At 52.5% G+C, this 22669-nt stretch carries 15 protein-coding genes; 4 read left to right on the top strand and 11 right to left on the bottom strand.

Features of this window, described 5'->3' with window-relative positions:
• Positions 1-10: 10 nt before the first annotated feature.
• The 7 genes from IE054_RS06065 to phoB form a co-directional block, all read right to left on the bottom strand.
• Complete coding sequence (locus tag IE054_RS06065; RefSeq protein ID WP_189404354.1) at positions 11-766, bottom strand: DUF3450 domain-containing protein; 756 nt, start codon at positions 764-766, stop codon at positions 11-13.
• A gap of 210 nt (positions 767-976) precedes the next feature.
• Positions 977-3679, bottom strand: a complete 2703-nt coding sequence (locus IE054_RS06060; protein WP_189404352.1) for a TonB-dependent receptor domain-containing protein — start codon at positions 3677-3679, stop codon at positions 977-979.
• Positions 3680-3772: 93 nt separating this feature from the next.
• The gene (locus tag IE054_RS06055) at positions 3773-7837 is read right to left on the bottom strand and encodes a beta-helix domain-containing protein (protein WP_189404350.1); all 4065 of its coding nucleotides are present in this window, start codon (positions 7835-7837) and stop codon (positions 3773-3775) included.
• Between the two features lie 126 nt (positions 7838-7963).
• Positions 7964-8773, bottom strand: a complete 810-nt coding sequence (locus tag IE054_RS06050) for a prolyl hydroxylase family protein (RefSeq protein ID WP_189404348.1) — start codon at positions 8771-8773, stop codon at positions 7964-7966.
• Positions 8774-8784: 11 nt separating this feature from the next.
• The gene (locus tag IE054_RS06045) at positions 8785-9705 is read right to left on the bottom strand and encodes a PstS family phosphate ABC transporter substrate-binding protein (RefSeq protein ID WP_229805019.1); all 921 of its coding nucleotides are present in this window, start codon (positions 9703-9705) and stop codon (positions 8785-8787) included.
• A gap of 80 nt (positions 9706-9785) precedes the next feature.
• Positions 9786-11090, bottom strand: a complete 1305-nt coding sequence (phoR, locus tag IE054_RS06040) for a phosphate regulon sensor histidine kinase PhoR (protein WP_189404344.1) — start codon at positions 11088-11090, stop codon at positions 9786-9788.
• Between the two features lie 78 nt (positions 11091-11168).
• Complete coding sequence (gene phoB, locus IE054_RS06035; protein ID WP_189404342.1) at positions 11169-11858, bottom strand: phosphate regulon transcriptional regulator PhoB; 690 nt, start codon at positions 11856-11858, stop codon at positions 11169-11171.
• 274 nt (positions 11859-12132) lie between these two features.
• Here phoB and IE054_RS06030 point away from each other — a divergent pair, with 274 nt between their 5' ends.
• Both IE054_RS06030 and rdgC read left to right on the top strand, forming a co-directional pair.
• Positions 12133-13869, top strand: coding sequence for a sensor histidine kinase (locus IE054_RS06030; RefSeq protein ID WP_189404340.1), 1737 nt, complete (start codon positions 12133-12135; stop codon positions 13867-13869).
• Positions 13870-13971: 102 nt separating this feature from the next.
• Entirely contained in the window at positions 13972-14883 is a 912-nt protein-coding gene (gene rdgC, locus IE054_RS06025) for a recombination-associated protein RdgC (protein WP_189404338.1), read from the top strand.
• Positions 14884-14925: 42 nt separating this feature from the next.
• Here rdgC and IE054_RS06020 read toward each other — a convergent pair whose 3' ends face one another.
• A complete protein-coding gene (locus tag IE054_RS06020) occupies positions 14926-15480 on the bottom strand; it encodes a helix-turn-helix domain-containing protein (RefSeq protein WP_189404336.1) in 555 nt (184 codons plus the stop codon).
• A gap of 120 nt (positions 15481-15600) precedes the next feature.
• On the opposite strand from IE054_RS06020, the gene IE054_RS06015 reads away from it, so the two are divergent.
• On the top strand, positions 15601-16773 hold the full coding sequence (locus IE054_RS06015; RefSeq protein ID WP_189404334.1) for a benzoate/H(+) symporter BenE family transporter: 1173 nt from the start codon (positions 15601-15603) through the stop codon (positions 16771-16773).
• 25 nt (positions 16774-16798) lie between these two features.
• Here IE054_RS06015 and IE054_RS06010 read toward each other — a convergent pair whose 3' ends face one another.
• Positions 16799-18877: a collagen-like triple helix repeat-containing protein gene (locus tag IE054_RS06010; RefSeq protein WP_189404332.1), complete on the bottom strand. Its 2079-nt coding sequence runs from the start codon at positions 18875-18877 to the stop codon at positions 16799-16801.
• A 248-nt stretch (positions 18878-19125) separates the two neighbouring features.
• Positions 19126-19962 carry an HDOD domain-containing protein gene (locus tag IE054_RS06005; RefSeq protein WP_189404330.1) on the bottom strand — a complete coding sequence of 279 codons (837 nt, stop codon included), beginning with the start codon at positions 19960-19962 and terminating at the stop codon, positions 19126-19128.
• Positions 19963-20435: 473 nt separating this feature from the next.
• Here IE054_RS06005 and IE054_RS06000 point away from each other — a divergent pair, with 473 nt between their 5' ends.
• On the top strand, positions 20436-22142 hold the full coding sequence (locus IE054_RS06000; RefSeq protein WP_189404328.1) for a DUF8614 domain-containing protein: 1707 nt from the start codon (positions 20436-20438) through the stop codon (positions 22140-22142).
• Between the two features lie 218 nt (positions 22143-22360).
• On the opposite strand, the gene IE054_RS05995 is transcribed toward IE054_RS06000, so the two are convergent.
• On the bottom strand, positions 22361-22582 hold the full coding sequence (locus IE054_RS05995) for a 6TM ABC transporter family protein (RefSeq protein WP_189404326.1): 222 nt from the start codon (positions 22580-22582) through the stop codon (positions 22361-22363).
• Positions 22583-22669: the final 87 nt, after the last annotated feature.

Raw genomic sequence — 22669 nt, 5'->3', positions numbered from 1 at the left:
ACTCAACCTCTTAGTCTGTAATTGCCACTGGCAGCATTAGCATGTCAGGTGCTTTCTGCTTTTTGGCCATGCGCAGGCCTTTGGTAATTTCTGTACGGTAGCTACTGTCCAGCTCTTCCCACTGACGGGTTTGCTTGTTCCATACGCCCTGTTCACTGGCATCACGGGTCTGATAAATCAGCGCGGTACGACCTAAACGCAAAAACTCCACTTCACGCTCCTGGCCATCAACCTCATGCAGGCCGCTGTAAGCTTCCATGGTACGGCCATAGTCCATCTCTACCTGATAGGCCTCCATCACGCGGCGGAACTTCTCAGATGCTGCTACGTCAGCGCGGTCCATCATGCTGCGCAAGTCAGCGATACGGTTAGCACGCTCTTCTGGCAAAAACGGCACATCCAGTTCGACAAACTGTTCCAGCCCGTCAATCATGCGGATCATCAGCGGCGTGATCTGACGCTCGACGACCGACACTTCGTCAATAGAGGCATTCAGGTCTGCCATTTCCTGTTTTTGGTTGTTGATCTGCTTGCGCAGCTGCGCGTTATAAACTTCCAGACCATCAATTTCTTTCATCAACGTTTTGAACTGCTGAAGTTTATTATCAATCTGGTCATTGATGTCGTTGATTTTTTCCTGAGACTCGGCCGCAGATTCATTGATCTTAGCCGCCTCGTCGACAACAGGCTTCAGGTCGTCATCTTGTGCCAATACCGGTGTGGCAAACAGCGCCCCGGCAATTAGCAGCGAATTAAAAAGCTTCATACATTCAAACCTTTTTGGTGAAAAGAAATCGGGTGTCCCGACGTTTAAATTCTGCGCGTAGGATAGGGTTTTTCTGTGACAGTTTTATTACGTGACTGTCATAGAATGCCCCTGAGTGTCACATTTCATCTGTCCGGTTTACTAAAGTGATATCTTTAAACAACAAAGCCCGGCAATTGCCGGGCTTTGTAATGACTCACAGGGTTTAGCCTAGAACGTATACGTATATGACACGCTGAGGCTGGTGCCCACGGTCTCTTTGCGTAACAGCAGTCCTTCCTGCTCAATTTCCTTGTCTTCCCCTAAGAGGTTCTGCGCCTTGAATTTGATGGTGGTATTGAAGTCCGGGTAGTAGGTATACACCGCATCGATGGAATGGAACGGGTTTTCGATACCGTCCTCAAAACCACGTACGCCAGGTGCAATGATCCGTTCGCCGAAGGCGTTATATACCAGCGAGGCAGAATGCTCACCGTTCGCCGAATCCCAGCCCAGCTGGATATTCGCAACCCACTCAGAGTGACCGACCAGGCGGCGCTCATCGTTGGTAATGGTGGCGGTTACCGTACCGCCATACGCTGCACGGGCCTGCTGGGAGAACAGTGACTGCTGATCATCGCTGCCAATTTTCACATTGGAGTCTGACAGCGTGAGGTTACCGGAGACAAAGAAGTTACTGAAATTGTCACCGACAAACGCCAGATCATGCAGAAACTCCATCTCAACCCCATACAGCTCACCGGTCTCAGCGTTGGCGGTAAGTAGCTGAGGCACACCTTCACCACCGTCGAACTGCACCATCTCAATGGGGTTTTCCATGTCTTTGTAGAATACCGCCACAGACAGGTTGTTGCCCTGAGACATGTACCATTCCCAGCGGAAATCCACATTGGTCAGCTCAGATTCCACCAGCGTTGGTGAACCACGTACCAGAAACTCAGTCAGCGGATCGATAAAGAAGGTGGTACTGATGTCACGCAGGTCCGGACGGATAAGCGTCTGACTGATATTCAGACGATACTGCATTTCGTCACTCTGAATATAAGTCAGTGCCAGTGACGGCAGAATGTCATCTTTATTATAGATTGCGGAGGTCAGCTCGTCGGTGTCCAGCGCAAACTTATTCGAGTGCTCGATAAACGGAATGGAAACCTGCTGGAACTCTTCCCAGCGCAGACCGCCTGACACCCGCCAGGTATTATCAAAAAACGCATCGGCCATCAGATAGGCCGCCGTCAGCTTGCTGACCGCCGAGTACTTGTCCCCTTCACCGGTATTATCCTGAAACAGGTTGCGACCGGTTGTACTGGTATAAAAGTCAGGGTTATTGATGTTATCTGCAGTAAAAATGCTGTCCAGACGTGAGCCTGCCTTGAACTCATCGCTGATGCCAAAGTTGCGGATCATCAGATCAATATTTTCGCCATCACGGGTTTTCTCGTAATAGTCAGTCCCGGCTTTCACTTCAATATCGTAGCCGTCGCCGTAGAACGGGAAAATAACGTTAAACCCGTAGGTATCCGAGTTATCTTCCAGGCTCTGGAACTGGCGGTTAAGGTTAGTGCCCGGCGTGCTGTCCAGTCGCTCCACGGTGAGGTTGCCGTCAGCGTCGTACAGCTGCTGGAAGGTAGCCTCGAGAATATCCGGTGCATCACGCGAGGCACGTGCGGTTCCCACATACCAGTCCAGGTACATGCCATTCATAAAGTTAAGGAAGTTGTGCGTGCCTTTTAACTGGCTCGACACCATTTCCCGCTCTTCAAAAATAATGTCCATGCGGCGGAATTCTTCGCGCCCCGTCACCGTTTCGCTATCATCAAAATAGTAACCGTCACGCAGGCGATCGCGCATGTCATGCAGCATCATGTTAACCAGTTCAACTTTGTGGTTACTGTTGTACTCGTATCCGACGTTGAACATGCCGCTCCAGGTGACATTCTGCTCCGTCGACACCATGTCACGGTACTTGGTAAAGCGCGGATTTTCCTGACCGCCACCAATATCGTTACCCAGTTGCTCGTCAGTCACGCGCCACTGATTGCTGTAGGCCACGGTGGCCAAAAAGCCCAGTACGCTGTCGTTATCGAATTCGAAATTGTTACCCAGCGTCGCACCCAGGCTGAAGTCGGGGTCGACTGACTTTTCGTCAGGGCCAATATTCCAGTTGAAAGCCGAGAGCTTTTGCTGGGTATCCGCCAGGGTGCTCGAACGGTCCCCTTCAAACCCGGCAGAGCCCTGTTCGGTCAGGCCTGATGCAATCAGCCCTGGCAGCGCCCGGGTACCGTCATCACGTCCGGTCCAGTCATCATCACCACCCGAGTAAAACATGCCGTCGTTACTGTTTTCGGTGTTCCAGCCAAGCCCGCCGCGAATGTCGAACACAAACTCAGAAGGGATAGACTTAGTGCGAATGTTGACGTTACCTCCACCAAAATGCCCCGGCATATTAGGCGAGTACGACTTCTGCACATTCAGGCTTTCAATGATACTTGACGGGAATAAATCCAACGGTACCACCGAGCGGGTGGGATCGGGACTGGGTACATTCATGCCATTTAACTGAGTACTGGAGTAACGCTCACCTAAACCACGCACATAGATAAACTTGCCGTCTACCAGCGTCAGCCCCGTCACTCGACGCAACGCGGAGGCCGCATCACTATCACCGGTACGCGCAATTTGCTCGGCGCCGAGAATATCGGCAACAAAAGCCTGATTCTGCCGCTCTTGCATGACTGCGGTTGCAGTGCCTTTAAGACGGGTAGCCGTGGCAACGACTTCGTCAATTACTTCTTCTTCGTCCCCGCTCTGCTGTGAGAACGCAGGGCTACTGATAAAGCCGGTGCCAAGTACTGTTGCAATGGCCAGTGACAGGCGACCAAATTTCAGCACAGACTTTTCTTTGATGTTCATTTCACAAACTCCTATGCAACTGTCATCGTCGGTTCATTCACAAGAAAAAGCCAAGACGCCCGGCGCCTTAGCTTTTTGTTTCGTGAAGCGCGATTAGTCGTTCAGACCGACAGTTACCCAACCTAATGTCCAGTCAGTTTCTGCACTAAATGCACCTTTGTAATCCGTGCTGTCAAAGAACGGCGACAGAGAGGATGCGTCAAAGCCTGAGCCCAGCAGTGCAGAGCCGGTTGCCGGCATATAGCCGTTCAGGCCGACATTGGATGCCGCGCTGACAGTATTGCCGTCCTGTGCGGTGAACCAGGCTTCGGTAGTGCCACCATCAATGGTGTCTGTGCCAAAGTTGTTATCCGTCGCGCAGGCAACCGTTGAGTGGGTGACACTCAGTTCGCCCGACTCGGCATTGGCAATAGACTCAGCCCCGTTTACCCGTAGGCAGTTGGCGTAGTCAGCAGGCCCGGTCACCACCAGGTTTTTAATGATACCGGCCGTGCCGTTGCGAAGACGTACACCGTTGGTACCATCCGCACCGATAATAGTCACGTTCGACACGGTGGGCTTGGTCAGTGGTGTCCAGGCCGGGTTGTCTTCGTTGTTGTCCGCCTCGATGGCGTTGTCACCACCGGCGCTACCCTGCCGGATAACTACGTACTGTGCATTGCCGGTCCAGCCAAATGACCAGTCCAGTGAATCATCACCGATGTCGGTAAGTACAATGTGGCTGACGCTCACTGTGCCACCAAAGAACTCGACACCATCATCCAGGTTTTCGTGCACCTGAATGTAATCGACCTCAGTACCGCTGCCGACACCGGCGAACGAAATACCGTTCAGCTCATCACCGGCAGCCAGTGCGCGGCCTGCGTGTTTAACGATAACGTAGCGCAGCGTACCAGAGCTGTCATCTGGCTGATTGCCGCCATACAGACCCGCATCCCCTTCTGCTGACACACCGCAGTTAGCCAACTCAGACTCAGATGTCGAGCCGTCATCACCGGTGTTACACAGGTTGGTTGGCGCGTTACCCAGCAGTACCAGACCACCCCACTGACCAATCGAGGTTTCCTGACCGGTTACGTCCTGCACGGAGGTGAAGGTAATTGGCAGCGTTGCCGTGCCGCTGGCTTCAATTTGAGAGCCACGACGCACCACCAGGAAGTCATCGCCTTCTTCGCCGAATACCGTGGTGCCACGCTGAACATACAGAGTCGCGCTGTTGGTATTGTCTTCACCGACCGCGGTGCGGCCTTTAATCAGCCAGTGCGCGTCGTTGGTGAAAGCCACATCGTCAGTAAAGACGATATCCGCATCAACCTGATAAACCGGCTTGTCGGTAATATCCGGGAAGCTGCCGGATACGTCTGTCGCCAGGTTCTGCTCGAAGGCATTGGTTACATCAGCCGGGATTGGATCGCTTACTGCAACAGTCCAGCCTTCCATCCAGTTAGTATCACCGTCAAACGCGCCGATATAATCGGTTGGTGTGAAGAAGCGGTTATCTTCTGACATATCTACGCCGTTACCCAGCAATGGTGAACCAGAGCGCGGTGTATACCCATCGGTCGACAGCGCCAGTTCACTTTGCGTAAGCACACTGTTGTCTGTCTGCGCGGTAAACCAGGCTTCAGTTGAGCCGCCGCCAATGGTGTCGCTGCCAAAGTTATTGTCTGGTTCACAGGCTACCACTGAGTTTTCAACGCTCAGTTCACCGGATTCGGCGTTAGCAATAGACTCGTTACCGTTCACCCGCAGGCAGTTTGAATAGCCTTCGCCACCCGTTGCTACCAGGTTACGGACCAGACCGGCAGTACCATTACGCAGACGCACACCGTTAGTGCCTTCGGCCCCCACAATGGTCACGTTTGAGATGGTGGGTTTGGTCAGTGGCGTCCAGGCTGGATTGTCTTCGTTGTTATCCGCTTCAATGGCGTTGTCACCACCGGCCGCACTTTGCTGGATGTAGACATTCTGAGCGTTACCCGTCCAGCCAAATGACCAGTCCAGTGAGTCATCTCCAATGTCGGTAAGAACCACGTTACGGACGCTTACCGTACCGCCAAAGAACTCAATACCGTCATCAAGGTTCTGGTGCACCTGAATATATTCTACTTTGGTGCGCGAGCCGATACCGGCAAAAGAAATACCGTTTAGCTCGTCGCCTGCTGTCAGTGCGCGCCCGGCGTGCTTAACAACCACGTAGCGCAGTGTTCCTGAGTAGTCTTCAGGATCATTACCACCATACAGGCCTGCATCGCCTTCTGCAGAAACACCGCAGTTAAGCAGTTCGTCTTCGGAAGTTTCGCCATCATCACCAGTATTACACAGGTTAGTCGGTGCGTTACCCATCAGTACCAGACCGCCCCACTGACCAATCGAGGTCTCCTGGCCGGTCACATCCTGTACCGAGGTAAAGGTAATTGGCGCGCCGGCTGTACCCACGGCTTCAATTTGTGAACCACGGCGCACAACCAGGAAGTCATCGCCTTGTTCACCAAAGACGGTAGTGCCCTGTTCAATAAACAGTGATGCACTGTTCTCATTATCGTTACCAACTGCAGTGCGGCCTTTAATCAGCCAGTGCGCGTCATTAGTCAGCGTCACATCACTGGTGAAGGTGGTGTCTTGTGCAATTTCATAAACCGGCTTGTCAGTCAGCTCAGGGAAGTCGGCGGAGACATCCGTAGCCAGCCCTTGCTGGAAGGCATTCTGAATATCATTCGGGAAGCCACCGTTGACAGCCACTGTCCAGCCGTCCGTCCAGTTTGGCTGGTTAGGGTTAAAGGCACCGATGTAATCGCCGCCGCCCAGTACCAGTGGCGAATCCGCCATTGGGAAGTAGCCATTGTCTTCCAGCATCAGATCAGACGGTGTCAGTACGCTGTTGCCAGTCTGGCCTTCAAACCAGGCGCGGGTGCTCTCGCCACCAATCATATCATCGCCAAAGTTGTTTGCGGGCGTGGCGCACGCAACGACAGAGTCGGTAATAGTCAGCTCGCCAGATTCTGCATTGGCAATAGCTTCGTCGCCATTAACCCGCAGGCAGTTCTGCGCAGTTGCAGAACCCGTCACCAGCACATTCGACAGGTTACCGGCAGTGCCGTTACGCAGACGCACACCATTGGTGCCATCGGCACTGACAATCGTTACGTTAGAAATCGTTGGCTTGGTCAGCGGGGTCCAGGCTGGGTTATCTTCATTGTTATCCGCTTCAATCGCATTGTCGCCACCGGCGCTGCTTTGCTGGATATACACATTGGTGGCGCTGCCGGTCCAGCCAAATGACCAGTCCAGAGAGTCATCACCAATATCGGTCAGCACGACATGGCTAACATCCACGGTGCCACCGAAAAACTCAATACCGTCGTCCAGGTTCTGGTGAACCTGAATGTGATTCACTGTGGTACCTGAACCAATACCGGCGAAAGAAATACCGTTAAGTTCATCCCCTGAAGCCAGTGCACGACCAGCGTGTTTTACCACCACGTATTCCAGGGTACCTGAATTATCTTCTGGGTTGTTGCCGCCATACAGACCGGCATCGCCCTCGGCTGACACTCCGCAGTTGGTCAGCTCTTCTTCTGAGGTTGCCGCATCGTCACCGGTGTTACACAGGTTGGTGGGTGCGTTACCTAGCAGCACCAGGCCACCCCACTGACCGATAGAGGTTTCTTCACCGGTTACATCCTGAATCGAGGTCAGGGTAATCGGTGCAGACGCGCTGCCTGAGGCATCAATTTGTGAGCCACGGCGTACTACCAGAAAATCATCGCCTTCTTCACCAATAATGGTAGTGCCGGCTTCAATGGTCAGTGTTGCTGCGTCCTCGTTGTCATTACCAACCGCTGTCCGCCCTTTAACAATCCAGTGCGCATTGCTGGTCAGGGTCATATCCTGGGTAATGGTAAGATCCGCATCCAACCGGTAAACAGGTTTATCCGTGATTGCTGGAAATTCGCTGGACACGTCCGTTGCCAGACCCAGAGATGCCGGTGTATCAACGTCCGGTGTAGTGGGTGTCGTCGGCGTCGTTGGTGTGGTGGGCGTTGTTGGCGGCTGTACAACCTCATCACCTTCATTAATATTAATATCACCGCCGCAGCCGGCAAGGATAAGTGCAGTCGTGATAGCACTTACCTTGAAAACGTTACGAAATTCCATCAATTTCTCCAGTCTGTTTTCAATTGCTTTTATATGAACGCTGAGAAGGGTAAAGGACTAGAGTGACACTATTGTTACAGGGCGGCGGGGTTTCAAAAAAAATTCATAAAGCGCGGTTTGACAGGCTCAGCCGACATCTCTGAACCATTTGGTAACCACCATTTTTTCTCCATTTTCAACAGGTTGCGCATAGTGGATACTACTGACATTGGGCTCGCCGGTAGACGTAAGGTTATTCCAGAGCAGCGCCATTCCCTGTTTTGGCTGCACCGACATACCCAGTTTTGTGAACGTTGTGTGACCGCCGGAGAAGTTATCATTCAGGTAGATCATGCAGGTCCAAGTTCGCTGCCCGCGGTTACGACAGTGCTCTCTGAACTGTGCTGAGCCGGGCGGAAAAAAATCATAGTGAGGTTTGTAGTACTCCCCCGGCGCATAGTGTTGCGCCTGGATCACCTCGCTTTCTCCGACCCCAAGTTTCAGTGTCGCCACAATACGGTCATTGAGTGCGGCAACACTGGGATCATCAAGAAATGCCAGATCACAGGTGGTTGAGGTGCGGATCCCCGTTGCTGAGGCAGCCCCTGCAATTTCGGAAGGCTTAAGCTTGTCTCTGGCCAGCGCCACAATTTCCTGACACTGGGACGGACTCATAAAATCATCGATAGCATACAGTTGTAAGTCATTGCTGTCGCACAGTGCGCGTACCTGGTAGTCACAGCCGTCGCGCAAAAAAGCAGGGTTCATTAGCTGCTGATAGCGCGCTGACGGACAGCGGTAGCTGACAGGTTGCTTCAGGTTTGCGCCCAGCAGACGTGTAATTACTGCCGGGCTGAAGCCGTTGTCGTTAAGCGTAGCGGCAATCGTGTTGGCAGGCTGACCGGCCAGCAGGCTTTGCAATACCCAGTTTTTCCACTTCGTGTTGAGGGCGTCCATCACTGTGCCTTCTAATTGTCTAACAACCTGCGCTGACGCAACAGCACATCCTCGCGAACCGGAAAATACCCGTCCCGGCGCACCTGTTGCTGACCTTGTTTTGACAACACGAAACGCAAAAACTCGCGCTCAAGCGTGGGCAAAGGCTCGCCTGGCTTTTTATTGATGACCAGATACAAAAACCGTGAAAACGGATAGGATTCATCACGCACAGTGTCCATGGTCAGCGGAATCAATGTATCGCGGGTTTCACCGAGTGGCAGCGCCCGCACCCCGGCGGTTTTATAGCCATATGCCGCATAACCCATCGCGCCTTTACTGGAGGCCACCGACAATACCACCGACGCAGAGCCAGGTTGTTCATTCACCGCGTTACGAAAGTCCCCTTCACACAGGGCCATAATTTTAAACAGTCCATAGGTACCCGACACAGAGTTACGGCCAAACAGGCGAATGGGCGACGGATAATCGGGGTCGGCAATACCCAGTTGCTGCCACTGTGTCACCGGCTCGCCCCCGCCGCAGTAGCGGGTCGTCGAAAACGTCGCATCGACTTCCTGCAATGTCATGCCCGGCAGCGGGTTTTGCCGTTCTACAAAGATGGCAATCGCATCCATAGCAACCCGCAGGACCAGCGGTGGATAGCCATGCTTTTTGACAAAATCACGAATTTCACTGGGTTTAAGCTCACGGCTCATGGGGCCGAGTGTCGCTGTCCCTTCGACCAATGCCGGGGGCGCCGTGGATGAACCTGAGGCCTGGATCTGAAATTTTACCTGTGGGTAGAGTTGCTTAAACTCCTGCGACCAGAACGTCATCAGGTTGGCCATTGTATCAGAGCCAACCGAGGTGATTTTACCGGCAACGCCCGGTTGACGCTTGTAATCCGGTACTTCTGCGGCAAGCAGCTGGCTGGCAGTGGCTGTCAGCATCGCTCCACAGGATACTAGCAGGACCAGTCTGATACATCGCGCTATGCGGCAGCGCCACGGCGCACGCCTGTCGCTGTTGATCATCGTTTCTGCTCCGCTATCAGTTCGTTGTCCAGTACAAAGAAAAACTCACTGCCTTCGCCGACAGTACTGGTAATTTCCAGCTGTGAATTATGATGGCTCAGTACATGTTTCACAATGGATAAGCCAAGGCCGGATCCGCCGGTTTTTCGGGAGCGGGCTTTGTCGACCCGGTAAAACCGCTCGGTTAGCCGGCTTAAGTGGTTTTGCGGGATACCGTCGCCATTATCAGTCACCGAGAAACGCGCGCCTTGTTCAGTTCGCTGCCAGCGCACCACGATCTCGCCATTTGCAGGCGTGTAATGCACCGCATTGAACACCAGGTTTGAGCAGGCGCTGCGTATTTCTGTTTCCACACCGAACACCTTCAGTGAAGTATCCACCTCAAGACGGATCTGGTGCTGCTTCTCTTTATTCAGCGCCTGCGCTTCACGCTCAATTTGCTCCAGCACGGCGGGCATATTCAGCACATATTCGTAAATCCGTTCTGAGCTGGCCTCGATACGCGACAGAACCAGCAAATCTTCAATCAGGTTCTGCATGCGCTGCGTCTGCGCGGTCATTTCGGTCATGGCTTTTTGCACAAAGGGATTGTCGGCATCGCCGGGCGGCATGATTTCCAGGTACCCGTTAATAACGGTCAGCGGCGTGCGCAGTTCATGCGACACATTGGCAACAAAGTCTTTTCGCATTTCCTCGAGCTGCGATACACGGGTAACGTCGCGGGCTATGAGCAGAAGATGCTCTTCGCCATAGGGCATGATCCGGTATTCAAAGGTTTTATTGCGATTATTCGGCGATGGCACTTCAATGGGATAGTGGAAGTCACCGGCATGAAAATAGTCAATAAAGTCGGGATGACGCAGCAAGTTGTCGATGCGCCGTCCAGCGTCCTGTGGCCATTTAAGGCCCAGGTCCAGTCTGGCCAGGCGGTTACACCAGATAATACATGCCTTGGCATCGACCACCACCGCAGCGTCAGGGAGCGCCTCCGAGCCTTCACGAAAGCGTTTGACCAGCGCGCCCAGTTCTTTGCGTTTGTTGCGGTTACGCCGCTGCAGGTAGTACACCCCTTCGTAGATATGCTCCCAGACACCGCGTACTGACGGTGGCGACATTTTACGGCTGTGCCACAGCCAGCGGTTTAGCTTATACAATTGCCAGTAATTGAACAGCAACAGCACAGTGGCACCGATGGCGACGGTCATCAGCAGGTCATTAAGGTACCATCCGATGAGCGCGAAGATGAGCAAATAGATTGCTAATCGGATCGAGCTTCTCAACCATGAGAACGGATAGTACATACAAATTAGACCTGTGCTTGTGGGAAATCTCCCTGACAGTAAGGCAGCAACAAGAGCGTTACTGCGGCGTCAGATGACCTAGATTTTGGTGGAAAAACGGTAGCCTGCTCCACGGACAGTCTGGATCATAGCATCATGTCCGTGTTTTGACACCGCTTTGCGCAGCCGTCGTATATGCACATCGACGGTGCGGTCCTCAACGTAGACATTGGTTCCCCACACGTTATCGAGTAACAGCTCGCGGCTGTATACCCGCTCAGGGTGAGTCATGAAGAAATGCAGTAATTTAAATTCTGTCGGCCCCATATCCAGCGGCTCATCATTGGCAATGACGCGGTGAGAAATAGGCTCAAGTTTAAGGCCATTGAACTCAATGGGCACTTCATTAGAGGTCGGCGTGACCCGCCGCATCACGGCTTTAATGCGGGCAATCAGTTCCTTGGGCGAGAACGGCTTGGTGACATAGTCATCTGCCCCGGCATCCAGGCCGCGGATTTTGTCTTCTTCCTCACCGCGGGCGGTCAGCATGATGACCGGAATGTCACGGGTAAACTCATGTTGCTTGAGCGTCTTCGCCAGTTGCACACCACTGCCTCCCGGCAGCATCCAGTCCAGAAGAATCAGGTCGGGGTAAGGTTCACAAATTTTATCCTGTGCAATATCGAAATCTTCCGCTTCCACCGTATTAAAACCGGACTGCTCAAGCACAAACTTCAGCATTTCACGAATAGGCGCTTCATCCTCAACAACCAATACTGTTCGAGACATTCCAATTTTCCTGCTCATCACAAAAACGCCGTTATTATTAAATGGGTCTGTGACAGTTTTATTAAATGCATGACATTAATATGTCAAGAGAGGTGAGTATATCTGTAAACGAAACTTTCAGCACGGATGCTTGTTTCTTCAACACTTTACGCATATTCTGAGGCTAGCGGGGTGTAATCAGACTCTGTGCCGGGCCTGTATACCTGCACAACTATTTTGGCGATGCACTCTGAATAATTCGAATATTAGTGACGTGTTACAGGTGATTGGGTAGATGACGGCCGTAAAAACTGGATTGTCGAGAAAGCTGCTGACGCGTGTTTTGTCGGTCTACTTTGTCCTGACGCTGATTGTGACTGTCGGCCAGATATTCACGGAATACTTAAGCACCAAAGATCATGTCGAAGATGAGCTAAAAACCCTCAACAATACGTTTTCCACCAGCCTGACCCGCGCGATCTGGGAACTCAACCACCCTCAGGCACGTTCCATTGCCGAAGGCCTGATGGAATTGCCTATTGTTGAGGGCGTTCAGGTTCGTGATGAAAATGGCGATTATATTGCCGAATACGGGTTAACCATTGCCTTGTCCCGTGAGCCGATTGAAGAAGATGTCTTGCGCGATCATGCCGGCGGCGTGTTCAGCTTCAGCTTTCCACTGGTGTTTGAGTTCTCCGGACGTGAGTCAACCGTGGGTGATGTCACCCTTTATTCCAGTTTTGATACTATTTTCAGCCGCATTGAAGTTGGCATATTCTTTCTGGTAGGCAACGCCATCGTCAAAACTGCGTTTCTGGTTTTTTTGTTTATGACGGCGTTTCGCAATATGTTGTCAGTGCCGCTGGCGGAAATCACCGATCAGATGAGCATGTTTAATCCTGAGCATCCCCAAGAAGGGCGAGTTCGGGTACAACTGGAAGATGACAATGAATTACAGCAGCTTAAGGAGTCCTATAACCAGGTTATTGATGATTTAATTGCCTCTCAGAAGAAGCTGCACGGCACCCAGGAAGAACTGAAGTTTGCCAACAAAAAGCTGGACGACCAGAACCTCATCCTTGAGCAGGAGGTGGCAAAGAAAACCGCGTCCCTCTCGCAAATTATGCTCGACCTGGAACAGCAGAAAGATGAACTGATTGCTAATCAGCGCGAGCTGCGTCAGGAGAACGAGAATCGCCAGTACATTGAAAACGAGCTGAGAAAGCGCAACGCCGAACTCGCCAGTTCGATGGAAACGCTGCAACTGGCCAAAGACCAGTTGCTCGACTCAGAGCGCATGGCATCTTTAGGTGGCCTGGTGGCCGGTATTGCCCACGATGTAAATACACCGCTAGGTGTAGGCGTGACCGCAGCGAGCTTTCTGCAGGAACGTCTTCAGAACCTGCACACAGATTATGAGAACAAAGCCCTCACCAATAAATCTATGGCAACCTTTTTTGAAGAGGCCGAGCAGACCGCGCTCTTGCTGATGACCAACCTCAACCGGGCCTCAGAACTCATTGCCAGCTTTAAACAGGTCGCTGTGGACCAGACCAGCGAAGCTGAACGGGTTTTTAATCTCAATGATTACCTCCATGAAGTGCTGCAATCGTTGCAGCCAAGCTTCAAACACTGTCAGCACGAAATCGTCATCGATTGCCCGGCCACGCTTGAAATACGTTGCGCGCCGGGTGTCATCGCGCAAATTGTCACTAACATGATCATGAATTCGGTGGTCCATGCCTTTGATGACGATGATGAAGGGCATATCTCACTGACAGTAACAGAAGAGGCGGACGATATTCAGATTGTCTACCAAGATGACGGAAAAGGCATGAGTGAAGACCATCTTTCCCGGGTTTTTGATGCCTTCTTTACTACCCGTCGCGGTCAGGGCGGCAGCGGCCTGGGCACACACATCATGTATAACCTGGTGACCCAGACACTGGCCGGACGTATTGAAGCCGCCAGCCAGCCGGGTCAGGGACTCACCTATACCATTCGCTTTCCCAAACGGGATACGAGTGCGTAACGCCGCGTCCGGGGCGTACAACCGGAGACCAGATTAGCATTGCGCGGGCGCTACGCGATTGGTACGCTTGCCGCCCCTTTTTTCACGTAAGATGCGTTTCACATGTGGTTTAAAAACGTAAAACCTTATCAATTAACCCAACCCCTGTCGCTGGATGACGAGGATCTGACCCGGTTACTGAACGAGCATGCTTTTCGTCCCTGTGGCAGTCAGGATCTGGCCACCATGGGCTTTGCCTCGCCGTTCTCTCAGGCGCGGGGTGGCAATGCTATGTTCCACAAGGTCCAGCAACGGTATTGGTTTACGGTTAAAAAGCAGGAAAAAATTCTCCCTGCGGCCGTGGTAAATGCCGAGCTGGATGAAAAAGTGGCACAGATCGAAATGGAAACTGGCTCGCCGGTTGGCAAAAAGGCGCGCAGTGACCTTAAGCAGGAAATCCAGACCCGGTTGCTGCCCCAGGCGTTTACCAAAAACTCCTTTACCCATGGCTTTATCTCGCTGGGTGATAACCTGGTGGTCATTGACGCCAGCGCCGATGGCACGGCAGAGGCGTTTTTAGCGCTGCTACGAAAAGCACTTGGCTCGCTGCCAGTGGTACCTCTGAGTCGCAGCAGTCTGCAAAGTGAGCTGACGCACTGGCTGACCGATGCGCCACCAGAGCAAATCACGTTGCTGGAAGAGGCCGAACTTAAGTCTACGGACGATACACAAAGTGTGATCCGTTGTAAGAACGTACCGCTCGACAGCGATGAAATACGCATTCACTTAGACAGTGGCAAACTTATCCAAAAGGTCGCATTTGAGTACGCGGAGTCACTCAATGCGGTAATGACAGAAGACGGCGCGGTGAAGCGGCTTAAGTTCAGCGACCGCATCAAGGAAGAAACCGACGATATTCCCAAAGATCAGGTCGAAGCCCGTCTGGATGCGGAGTTTGCGCTAATGTCTGCGGAAATCTGTGAATTGCTCAACTACCTTAAACAGGCGCTTAACCTGGACTCCGACGGGATCTAAGGCCGTTTGATGCAGCAGCCTGGCAGTCGGCTGCTGCAGCTTTTAAGGAAAATCCGGCAATGGATAGTGGATAACACTGATAAACCGGGTCAGTCCGCTGTCATCCCGGTAACCGTGCTCGCTGTCAGCCGCAAGTAAATATGACGCGCCCTGCGAAACGGCTTGCCACTGTCCGTCTGACAACACACTCAGCTGTCCTTGCAGCACATAAAGATGTTCGGTCACGCCAGTCTGGTGTGGGGGTGAGCGTTGCTCGTGGTGTTCGCTTAAGGTAATTTCAAACATTTCAAACTGCGTGGTCGCCGAGAAGCCAAACAGCGTTTTAATCTGCATATTCGGATCATGCTCGAAGGCTTCGTTATCGGGTCGTTCCTGCGTGGGCGGCACCGCCAGAAACGAGGAAAATGAGCATTCCAGCCCTGCCGCTATTTTCCATAACGTGGCAATGGTCGGGCTCGATTCCTGACGCTCGATCTGTCCTAACATGGCTTTTGAGACACCACTTTGTCTGGCCATTGTGTCCAGCGACCAGCCTCTGGCCTGACGCTGTGCGCGCAAATGTGCCGCAATATGCTCAGTTATCTGTGGAACTGCCATCACTCTCCTCTTGTGCGTTATAACGCACAATGCTACTGTTCAACGTTCACGCTGTGCGTTATAGCGCACATTGGTGAATTTGCCTGCCCAGTGTACCTGATTTTTTAATAAGGAGCCTGCATGAAAGTCGTCAGCGTGTCACACCTTGCCGCCGGTTTTACCGCCGTCATCGTCGGCTACAGTTCGGCCGTAGTACTGGTCATCGAAGCCGCCCGGGCAGCAGGAGCCAACGACAGTCAGGTGATCAGCTGGCTGATGGCGCTGGGCATTGGTATGGGGGTAACCTGCATTGCCTACTCCTGGTTCAGTAAAATGCCAATTGTCACAGCCTGGTCTACCCCAGGTGCGGCGTTCCTCATCGGTAGCGTTCAGGGCTTTAGTCTGAGTGAGGTGATCGGAGCCTGTCTGGTCAGCACCGCCCTGACACTGCTTTGTGTTAGCTTCCGTCAGTTATTTGTTCTGATAGAGCGGATCCCTGCCAACCTCTGTGCGGCGCTGCTGGCCGGGATCCTTGTGCCTATTTGCCTCAATATGTTTGAGGACCTGACCCAGTCACCGTGGCTGGTTGCCGCGTTTGTACTGCTGTATGTCGCTGGCAGACGGCTTTTTGCCCGCTATCTGATGCTGGTGATGCTGCTGGTCTCAGTCATCACCGGCTACCTGATGGCCCCGCTTGAGTCTGTCACCGTGCAGTGGCCCGAACTGGTCTGGCAGTCACCGACATTTTCTGTCGCTGCAGCAATATCACTGGGCGTGCCTTTGTTTCTGGTGACGATGTTGTCGCAAAACCTGCCTGGTATTGCCATACATCTTATGCATCATTATAAGCCCGACCACCGTTCTGTATTGCGCAGTATGTCGGTCATCCAGGCGCTGCTGGTGCCCTTTGGCGGCTTTACCTTTAACCTTGCGGCAATTACCGCTGCCCTGTGCATGGGCGAAGACGCCGATCCCGATCCCCAACAACGCTATAAAGCAGCCATTGTGGCAGGTGTCGGCTATTTGCTGATGGCCCTGTTGTCGTCACTGGTGGTCATCGTATTCATGGCGTTACCGGCGGTTATCGTGCACCTGCTGGCAGGTCTGGCACTGTTACCGACACTCTACGGCGCACTGGCAAAAGCGATGGAGGACGAGTCAGCCCGCACAGCGGCTGTGATTACGTTACTGTGCAGTGCTTCAGGTGTTACGGTGGCAGGCCTGTCAGGCCCGGTATGGGGGCTGATACTCGGCGTTATTGCCTACGCCATTGAAAAAAAGTCAGTCAGGTATAAAAACAGGGCGGGCGCCTAAGGCGCAGCCGCCCTGCACTACTCTGTTACCAGAAATATGCCGGAAGCACAGCCACCGACTCTGGCGCGGTGTAGCTTACCGAGTAGCCTGGCGCAATATCACCGCCAGCGCTGTTCAGTATATTGTCAAAGCGCATGACCATGTTATTGGACTTCTCTGCGACATAAGCGTGGCCATTGCTTAGCATTACATCGACCGGATTACCCAGCATCGACGCAGGGCCTGACACCGAGACTGTCATATCGGTCAGCCCCTGCGCCATACTGGCGCCCGGTATGACGTACAACTTGCCATCGTCAGCAACACTGGCGCTGCCAACATCGGTGATCACCAGCGCATCGCTTTGCGCATCATAATCAATACCGTGAATATTGGTGGGCGCAGCAATCGCTGTGCCTGCCATTGCCGGTGTAATCAGCCGGTCTTCACCCGTGATGCTACTTTCACCACCTTGCATGCGACGGGTCACTTCATCAAACACCGCCACCGTACCATTAGTGAGCGCTACATAGGCGCGATCTGTACTGGCGTCGTAGTCTACATCCCAGGGCCGGGCACCGCCCGACATGGTCATCGTCAGCACAGGCATGACGTTGCCGCTGGCACAGCGCGAAAAGACCTGAATGGCTGCGGCATCAGCACTGAATTCTGCGACAAAAACCAGGCCTTTGTCCGAGGCCACATCCAGCCCCTTAGGTGTCACCAGTCCGGTATTACTGCCCATGATCATCCGATCCTGTGAAGACGAGTACATGCCGCCGGTACGGTTTGACGCCGCGCGGTTCAGGACAAGTATGCCACCGCTGCCGCTATCAGCGTCAGCGAATGTTGTGTAGCCATTCCCTGCCGTGTCATAAGTCGTGCTTTCTATACTCATTGATGCATCGAAGCTGTGCAACTGACTGTTAAGTACAGAGCTAAACTGAGCAATCTGGCCGGTTGTGGCGCCGTCGGATGACGGATTACTGCTGACACTGACGCCCTGCACTACCATGCTGGTGAGTGCCGTATCAGAGATATCATTGCGCGGCTCATGCTCCATGACCTCTGCCAGCGATTCTGGCTTGGACTGGGCAACCGACAGAGCGGGTGCCATATCGCCGCTTTCGCCACTAAAGATGTTGGTGAACGTGAGGATGGCATCGTTCGACTTTTCTGCCACACGCAGCGTCGTGCCGCTAAGGATAATATCGACCGGGTTCCCTAACATACTATCAGGCCCGCCTATCGTTCGGTGCGGCTCGACATTGCCATCCGCCATTGAGGCGTTGTTAATCACAAACAACTGCCCGTCATCGGCCACGGCTGCATCGCCAACATCAGAGAGCACCAGACGATCGCTGTCCTCGTCATACACAATACCGTGCATATTCACCGAGAGCTGGTTACCGTCACTGTCAGCAGGCACAATCTGGCGCATAACGCTGGGTGCATAGTCAGACATCATAACATCGTCGTACACCGCAACTGAGCCATCTGTCAGGGCCACAAACAGGCGGTCGGCATTTTCATCGTACGCCACATCCCAGGGTTTAACCGGGGTCATAATCTCAGCCACTGGCGCTACATTACCTGCTGCCTGACTCCCAAATACGCTGATCCGCATGCCATTAAAATCCGCCGCGAAGATCATCCCGGATTGTTGCGCTACTGCGATACCCTTGGGGTTAGTTAACCCGGTCTGCGACCCAGCAATCATCCTGTCCCGGCTGTCACTGAACATGCCACCGGTGCGATCGGTAAAGCTGCACATCGTACGCAGCATGCCCTGCTGCGCGTCCCCGGCCTGCCATAAGTCACCAGCATTGTTTAGTGCAATACCTTCATTAGCACCCGTGGTGGCACGATTCAGCGGTGCGATATTCTGATCAACCAGATCGACGGTGCCGCGATTGTCATCGCCATTGTTCGCAATCAGAAACCGCCCGGCAGCAAAGCCAGGTGTACCTTCATCGCCGGGGGCGCCGTCAGCGCCGTCGGCTCCTGCCGGACCGGCAGGGCCGGTATCGCCATCGTCACCACTGCAACCGCTAAGTATTAATACCAGTGACGCGGCAATTGCACTCATCATCACAGGCTTACGTTGGCTGGAAAGTATCTTCATTTTCTATCTCCATTTAGCTAAAAGTGAAGAGGACGACTTTTACTGCCCGCGTCAGCTCTTATCAGCCAAACGACTGACGAAATACATTGGATGCAAGAAAAGTGATACAACAGTGGATGTGCCGGAAATGAAAGACTTGTACAGGCAGGCCTTCTTATGGGGTGACGGCAATGTTCCCGCCAGCCCCATAGTGGTTACTACTTCACTTCAGTATACGTTGAAGGGCGCGTAGCCCGACCATGTTGTATTTAACTGAAGATTTGTTTCGCTGAGTCAGACAGCGCTTTAAATTCATCAGAACTTAGTGTGCTGACCTCTTCAATTACGCCTCGCTGAACAGCCAGATTCATTACGGCATCTTTTTGTTTTTCCAGCTGGCCAGCCTGAGCGGCGCCAACCCTGACAAAATCAATGTAGGACAGCTTATCCGGGATCACGGCTAAGTCACGCCAGTTTTCGGCAATGTCGGCGAACTGTGTGCCGAAGCCCCACTCGCGCATAATACTGGCACCAATTTGCCCCGCCAGCTTCTCTATCGCCACTTCCAGGAAGGTTGGATTAGCGAAGACTTCTTCATGGCGTTCCGCTTCTGTCAGAATAGGCAACACACCTATGTTGTGAATAAGTGCAGCCAGCGTCATGGTGTCCATACTCAGCTCACGATTACGGGTGCGCTGCGTGAAAAGCTGCAGCGCTGACATCGCGTTCCCAACCACTGCCACGGTATTGGTCCATTCACGCTCCATGTACTGCCGCACCACCTCGTTTTTCGAGACAAACAGTTGCTCCATCGCCAGAGCAGTTGCGATACTCTTGATTTGTCGCAAGCCGATACGGGTTACCGCCTGACTAACCGAGTTCACCTTGACAGAACGGCCCATGTAAGCGCTGTTCGCAATTTTAATCATCCGCGCGCTAAGGGAAGGATCCTTTTCTATTACTGACCCCATCTGATTGAGGTTAATGTCCGGATCATCGGCCGCCTTGCGTACTTCAAGTGCGATAGCCGGAAGTGTTGGCAACACCAGCGTATCGTTATTAATTTTTTCGACCAGAATCGTCAATAGCGCATTTTGTGTAGACATAGTCTTACCTTATTGTTGAACCCCGCCGTAAATAGTCGCGCCTTAATACGATATCAGGCGGGCGGTCAGGATCATCCCTGTTGCTGATTAATCAGTGTTGAATAAGCGTAGCAAGGCCTGCCGACTAATGATAGCCGCTACACCAGAGAAGATGCACAAGTCTGTCGTCACTGTGCACATCCTGACATGCGTCGTTACAAGGCAGGGGTAGCAGAAATGACGACAAATTTATCCACTTTTTCCATACTTAACAATTTCCCTGATAAATTGCTATTATCCAAAAGCCTAAGTTTTGAGTATGGCTACCTTTTATGTACCCATGCGCAAGTGTATCACTTACACAAAAGATGCGAAGAAACCCTGGCTAGACGTGCGCCGTGCGGTAAAGCGTCGTCAATCGCTTGCGCGATAAAACGCCCGCGCCGCGCCCTGATTCGCACTGTACTTATAATAATTAACAGACAGAGAACGCTATGAAATCACGATCTTTTCCATTATCTGCGCTGACTGCTGCAATGTCAGCACTCCTGCTGAGTGCCTGCAGCCCGGCACCGGAATCATCAACAGACAAAGGCGCACAGCCGGCACCATCGGCGCAGACGTCTGAACAGACAGGCCATGAACTACTCATTGATGAGAGCCGCCTGTCAATTTACGAACCCGTCACATTACAAAGTGATCTTTCACACTTAAGCAGTGACCAGCATGAAATGCTGAGTATTTTAATTGATGCCGCGAAGATAATGGATGATTTATTCTGGCAACAGGCCTTTTACAAAGACAAGTCAGAATTTCTGGCTGGCCTGAAAAACGACGACGTTAACCACTTTGCCATGATCAATTATGGCCCCTGGGATCGCTTAAACGGTGAGGCACCGTTTTTGTCCGGCTTTGAAGAAAAGCCGCTGGGTGCAGAGTTCTATCCCCACGATATGACCAAAGAAGAGTTCGAAGCCTGGGACTCTGAGTCAAAGCAAGGCCTTTATTCGCTAGTCCGGCGTAACAAGCAGGGCGAGCTTACCACCGTGCCTTATTCTGAGGCGTATGCTGGCAAACTGAAAAAAGCCGCCGACTTGCTGCGTCAGGCCGCTGAACTGGCCGAGGATGAAGACTTTGCCAATTACCTGACCCTGCGGGCAGAGGCGCTGACAACCGATGACTATCTGGCGTCCGATATGGCATGGATGGATATGAAGTCAAACCCTGTGGAGCTGGTTATCGGCCCCATCGAAACCTACGAAGATCAGCTGTACGGTTACCGGGCTGCATTTGAAGCGTATGTATTGATTAAAGATGTCGCGTGGAGTGACAAGCTGGCTAAATACGCACAGTTTTTACCGGAACTGCAGCGTGGCTTGCCCGTAGCAGAGGACTACAAGGCAGAAATGCCTGGCTCAGATGCCGACCTTAACGCCTACGATGTCATTTACTACGCCGGACACTCCAATGCCGGCAGCAAAACCATTGCGATCAATCTGCCGAATGACGAGCGAGTCCAGCTGGAAAAAGGCACCCGCCGCCTGCAACTTAAAAACGCCATGCGTGCCAAGTTTGATAACATCCTGCTGCCCATTGCGGACGAACTGATTGTGCCCGAACAGCGCAAGCATATTACCTTTGATGCGTTTTTTGCTAACACCATGTTCCATGAAGTTGCGCATGGCCTGGGTATCAAGAATACCTTAAACGGCAAAGGTACCGTGCGCGAGGCGCTGAAAGAACATGCCTCGGCACTGGAAGAAGGCAAGGCAGATATCCTCGGGCTGTATATGGTGGAAAGCCTGCTCGAAAAAGGCGAAATCGATAAAGGGACGCTGGAAGACTACTATGTGACGTTTATGGCCGGTATTTTCCGCTCAGTGCGTTTCGGCGCATCCAGTGCCCACGGCAAGGCCAATATGATCCGGTTTAACTTTTTTGCCAATCAGGGCGCGTTTGAAAAAACCGAAGACGGGCTGTACCGCGTCAATATGGACAAAATGGGCGATGCGATTGAGGCACTGTCTGAGCGTATTCTTACTCTACAGGGCGATGGCGACTACGACGGTGTGGCAAAGCTGGTCAGTGAGTTAGGCGTTATTAAGCCTGTACTGGCTTCTGATCTGGCCCGCCTTGAAAAAGCCAATATACCGGTTGATATCCATTTCGATCAGGGTAAGGCAGTGCTCGGCCTTGAGTAATCGTTCCGATAATGGGTAAGAAAACCCGCACCTGAGCGCAAGCCGGTCCGCATTCGTGGACCGGCTTTCTTATTTCTGGTTGAGGAGCAGGAACAAGCTTTGGATACCATTTCGGGCTTCGGTAAATGCGACAATTCTCATTTTGCACCTCACTTATACAGGATGTTGTGCATTACTTTGCCGTGGCAGCGAGCGATGTGAGCGTCAATCGCGTATTGCTAGGTTTGCTGTTCATTAGATTCTTTGAATTTTCGCTTTAAGTACTTGAGGCTAGCATTGAGCTCTTTTATTTCCAGGCGAGATTCTCTTGCCATATCCCGCATCTCTTTAACTCGTTTTGATATGAGAAACACAAATACCGGGACCAAAACCCATAACATGATGAGGGCGAGGTAAAATAGAGCACCTACTGCGCCAACACCTTCGAAAACACCTTCCATATTTTATTCTCCTTTGAAAACCTCACTTTTAACTAACGGGCGCAGGCATGTGAGCTGCCCACATGTTTGCGTCCCAGCCCGCGAAGC

Source organism: Alteromonas halophila, assembly GCF_014651815.1.
GTDB lineage: Bacteria > Pseudomonadota > Gammaproteobacteria > Enterobacterales > Alteromonadaceae > Alteromonas > Alteromonas halophila.
The sequence above is the reverse complement of the archived record's forward strand: the minus strand, read 5'-3'. Positions and strand labels throughout refer to the sequence as shown.

Coding starts and splice junctions, on each gene's coding strand:
- rdgC (WP_189404338.1), top strand. CDS start 13,972: ATGTGGTTTAAAAACGTAAAACCTTATCAATTAACCCAACCCCTGTCG.
- IE054_RS06015 (WP_189404334.1), top strand. CDS start 15,601: ATGAAAGTCGTCAGCGTGTCACACCTTGCCGCCGGTTTTACCGCCGTC.
- IE054_RS06005 (WP_189404330.1), bottom strand. CDS start 19,962: ATGTCTACACAAAATGCGCTATTGACGATTCTGGTCGAAAAAATTAAT.
- IE054_RS06010 (WP_189404332.1), bottom strand. CDS start 18,877: ATGAAGATACTTTCCAGCCAACGTAAGCCTGTGATGATGAGTGCAATT.
- IE054_RS06055 (WP_189404350.1), bottom strand. CDS start 7,837: ATGGAATTTCGTAACGTTTTCAAGGTAAGTGCTATCACGACTGCACTT.
- IE054_RS06065 (WP_189404354.1), bottom strand. CDS start 766: ATGAAGCTTTTTAATTCGCTGCTAATTGCCGGGGCGCTGTTTGCCACA.
- IE054_RS05995 (WP_189404326.1), bottom strand. CDS start 22,582: ATGGAAGGTGTTTTCGAAGGTGTTGGCGCAGTAGGTGCTCTATTTTAC.
- IE054_RS06045 (WP_229805019.1), bottom strand. CDS start 9,705: ATGCTGACAGCCACTGCCAGCCAGCTGCTTGCCGCAGAAGTACCGGAT.
- IE054_RS06050 (WP_189404348.1), bottom strand. CDS start 8,773: ATGGACGCCCTCAACACGAAGTGGAAAAACTGGGTATTGCAAAGCCTG.
- IE054_RS06030 (WP_189404340.1), top strand. CDS start 12,133: ATGACGGCCGTAAAAACTGGATTGTCGAGAAAGCTGCTGACGCGTGTT.
- phoB (WP_189404342.1), bottom strand. CDS start 11,858: ATGTCTCGAACAGTATTGGTTGTTGAGGATGAAGCGCCTATTCGTGAA.
- phoR (WP_189404344.1), bottom strand. CDS start 11,090: ATGTACTATCCGTTCTCATGGTTGAGAAGCTCGATCCGATTAGCAATC.
- IE054_RS06020 (WP_189404336.1), bottom strand. CDS start 15,480: ATGGCAGTTCCACAGATAACTGAGCATATTGCGGCACATTTGCGCGCA.
- IE054_RS06000 (WP_189404328.1), top strand. CDS start 20,436: ATGAAATCACGATCTTTTCCATTATCTGCGCTGACTGCTGCAATGTCA.
- IE054_RS06060 (WP_189404352.1), bottom strand. CDS start 3,679: ATGAACATCAAAGAAAAGTCTGTGCTGAAATTTGGTCGCCTGTCACTG.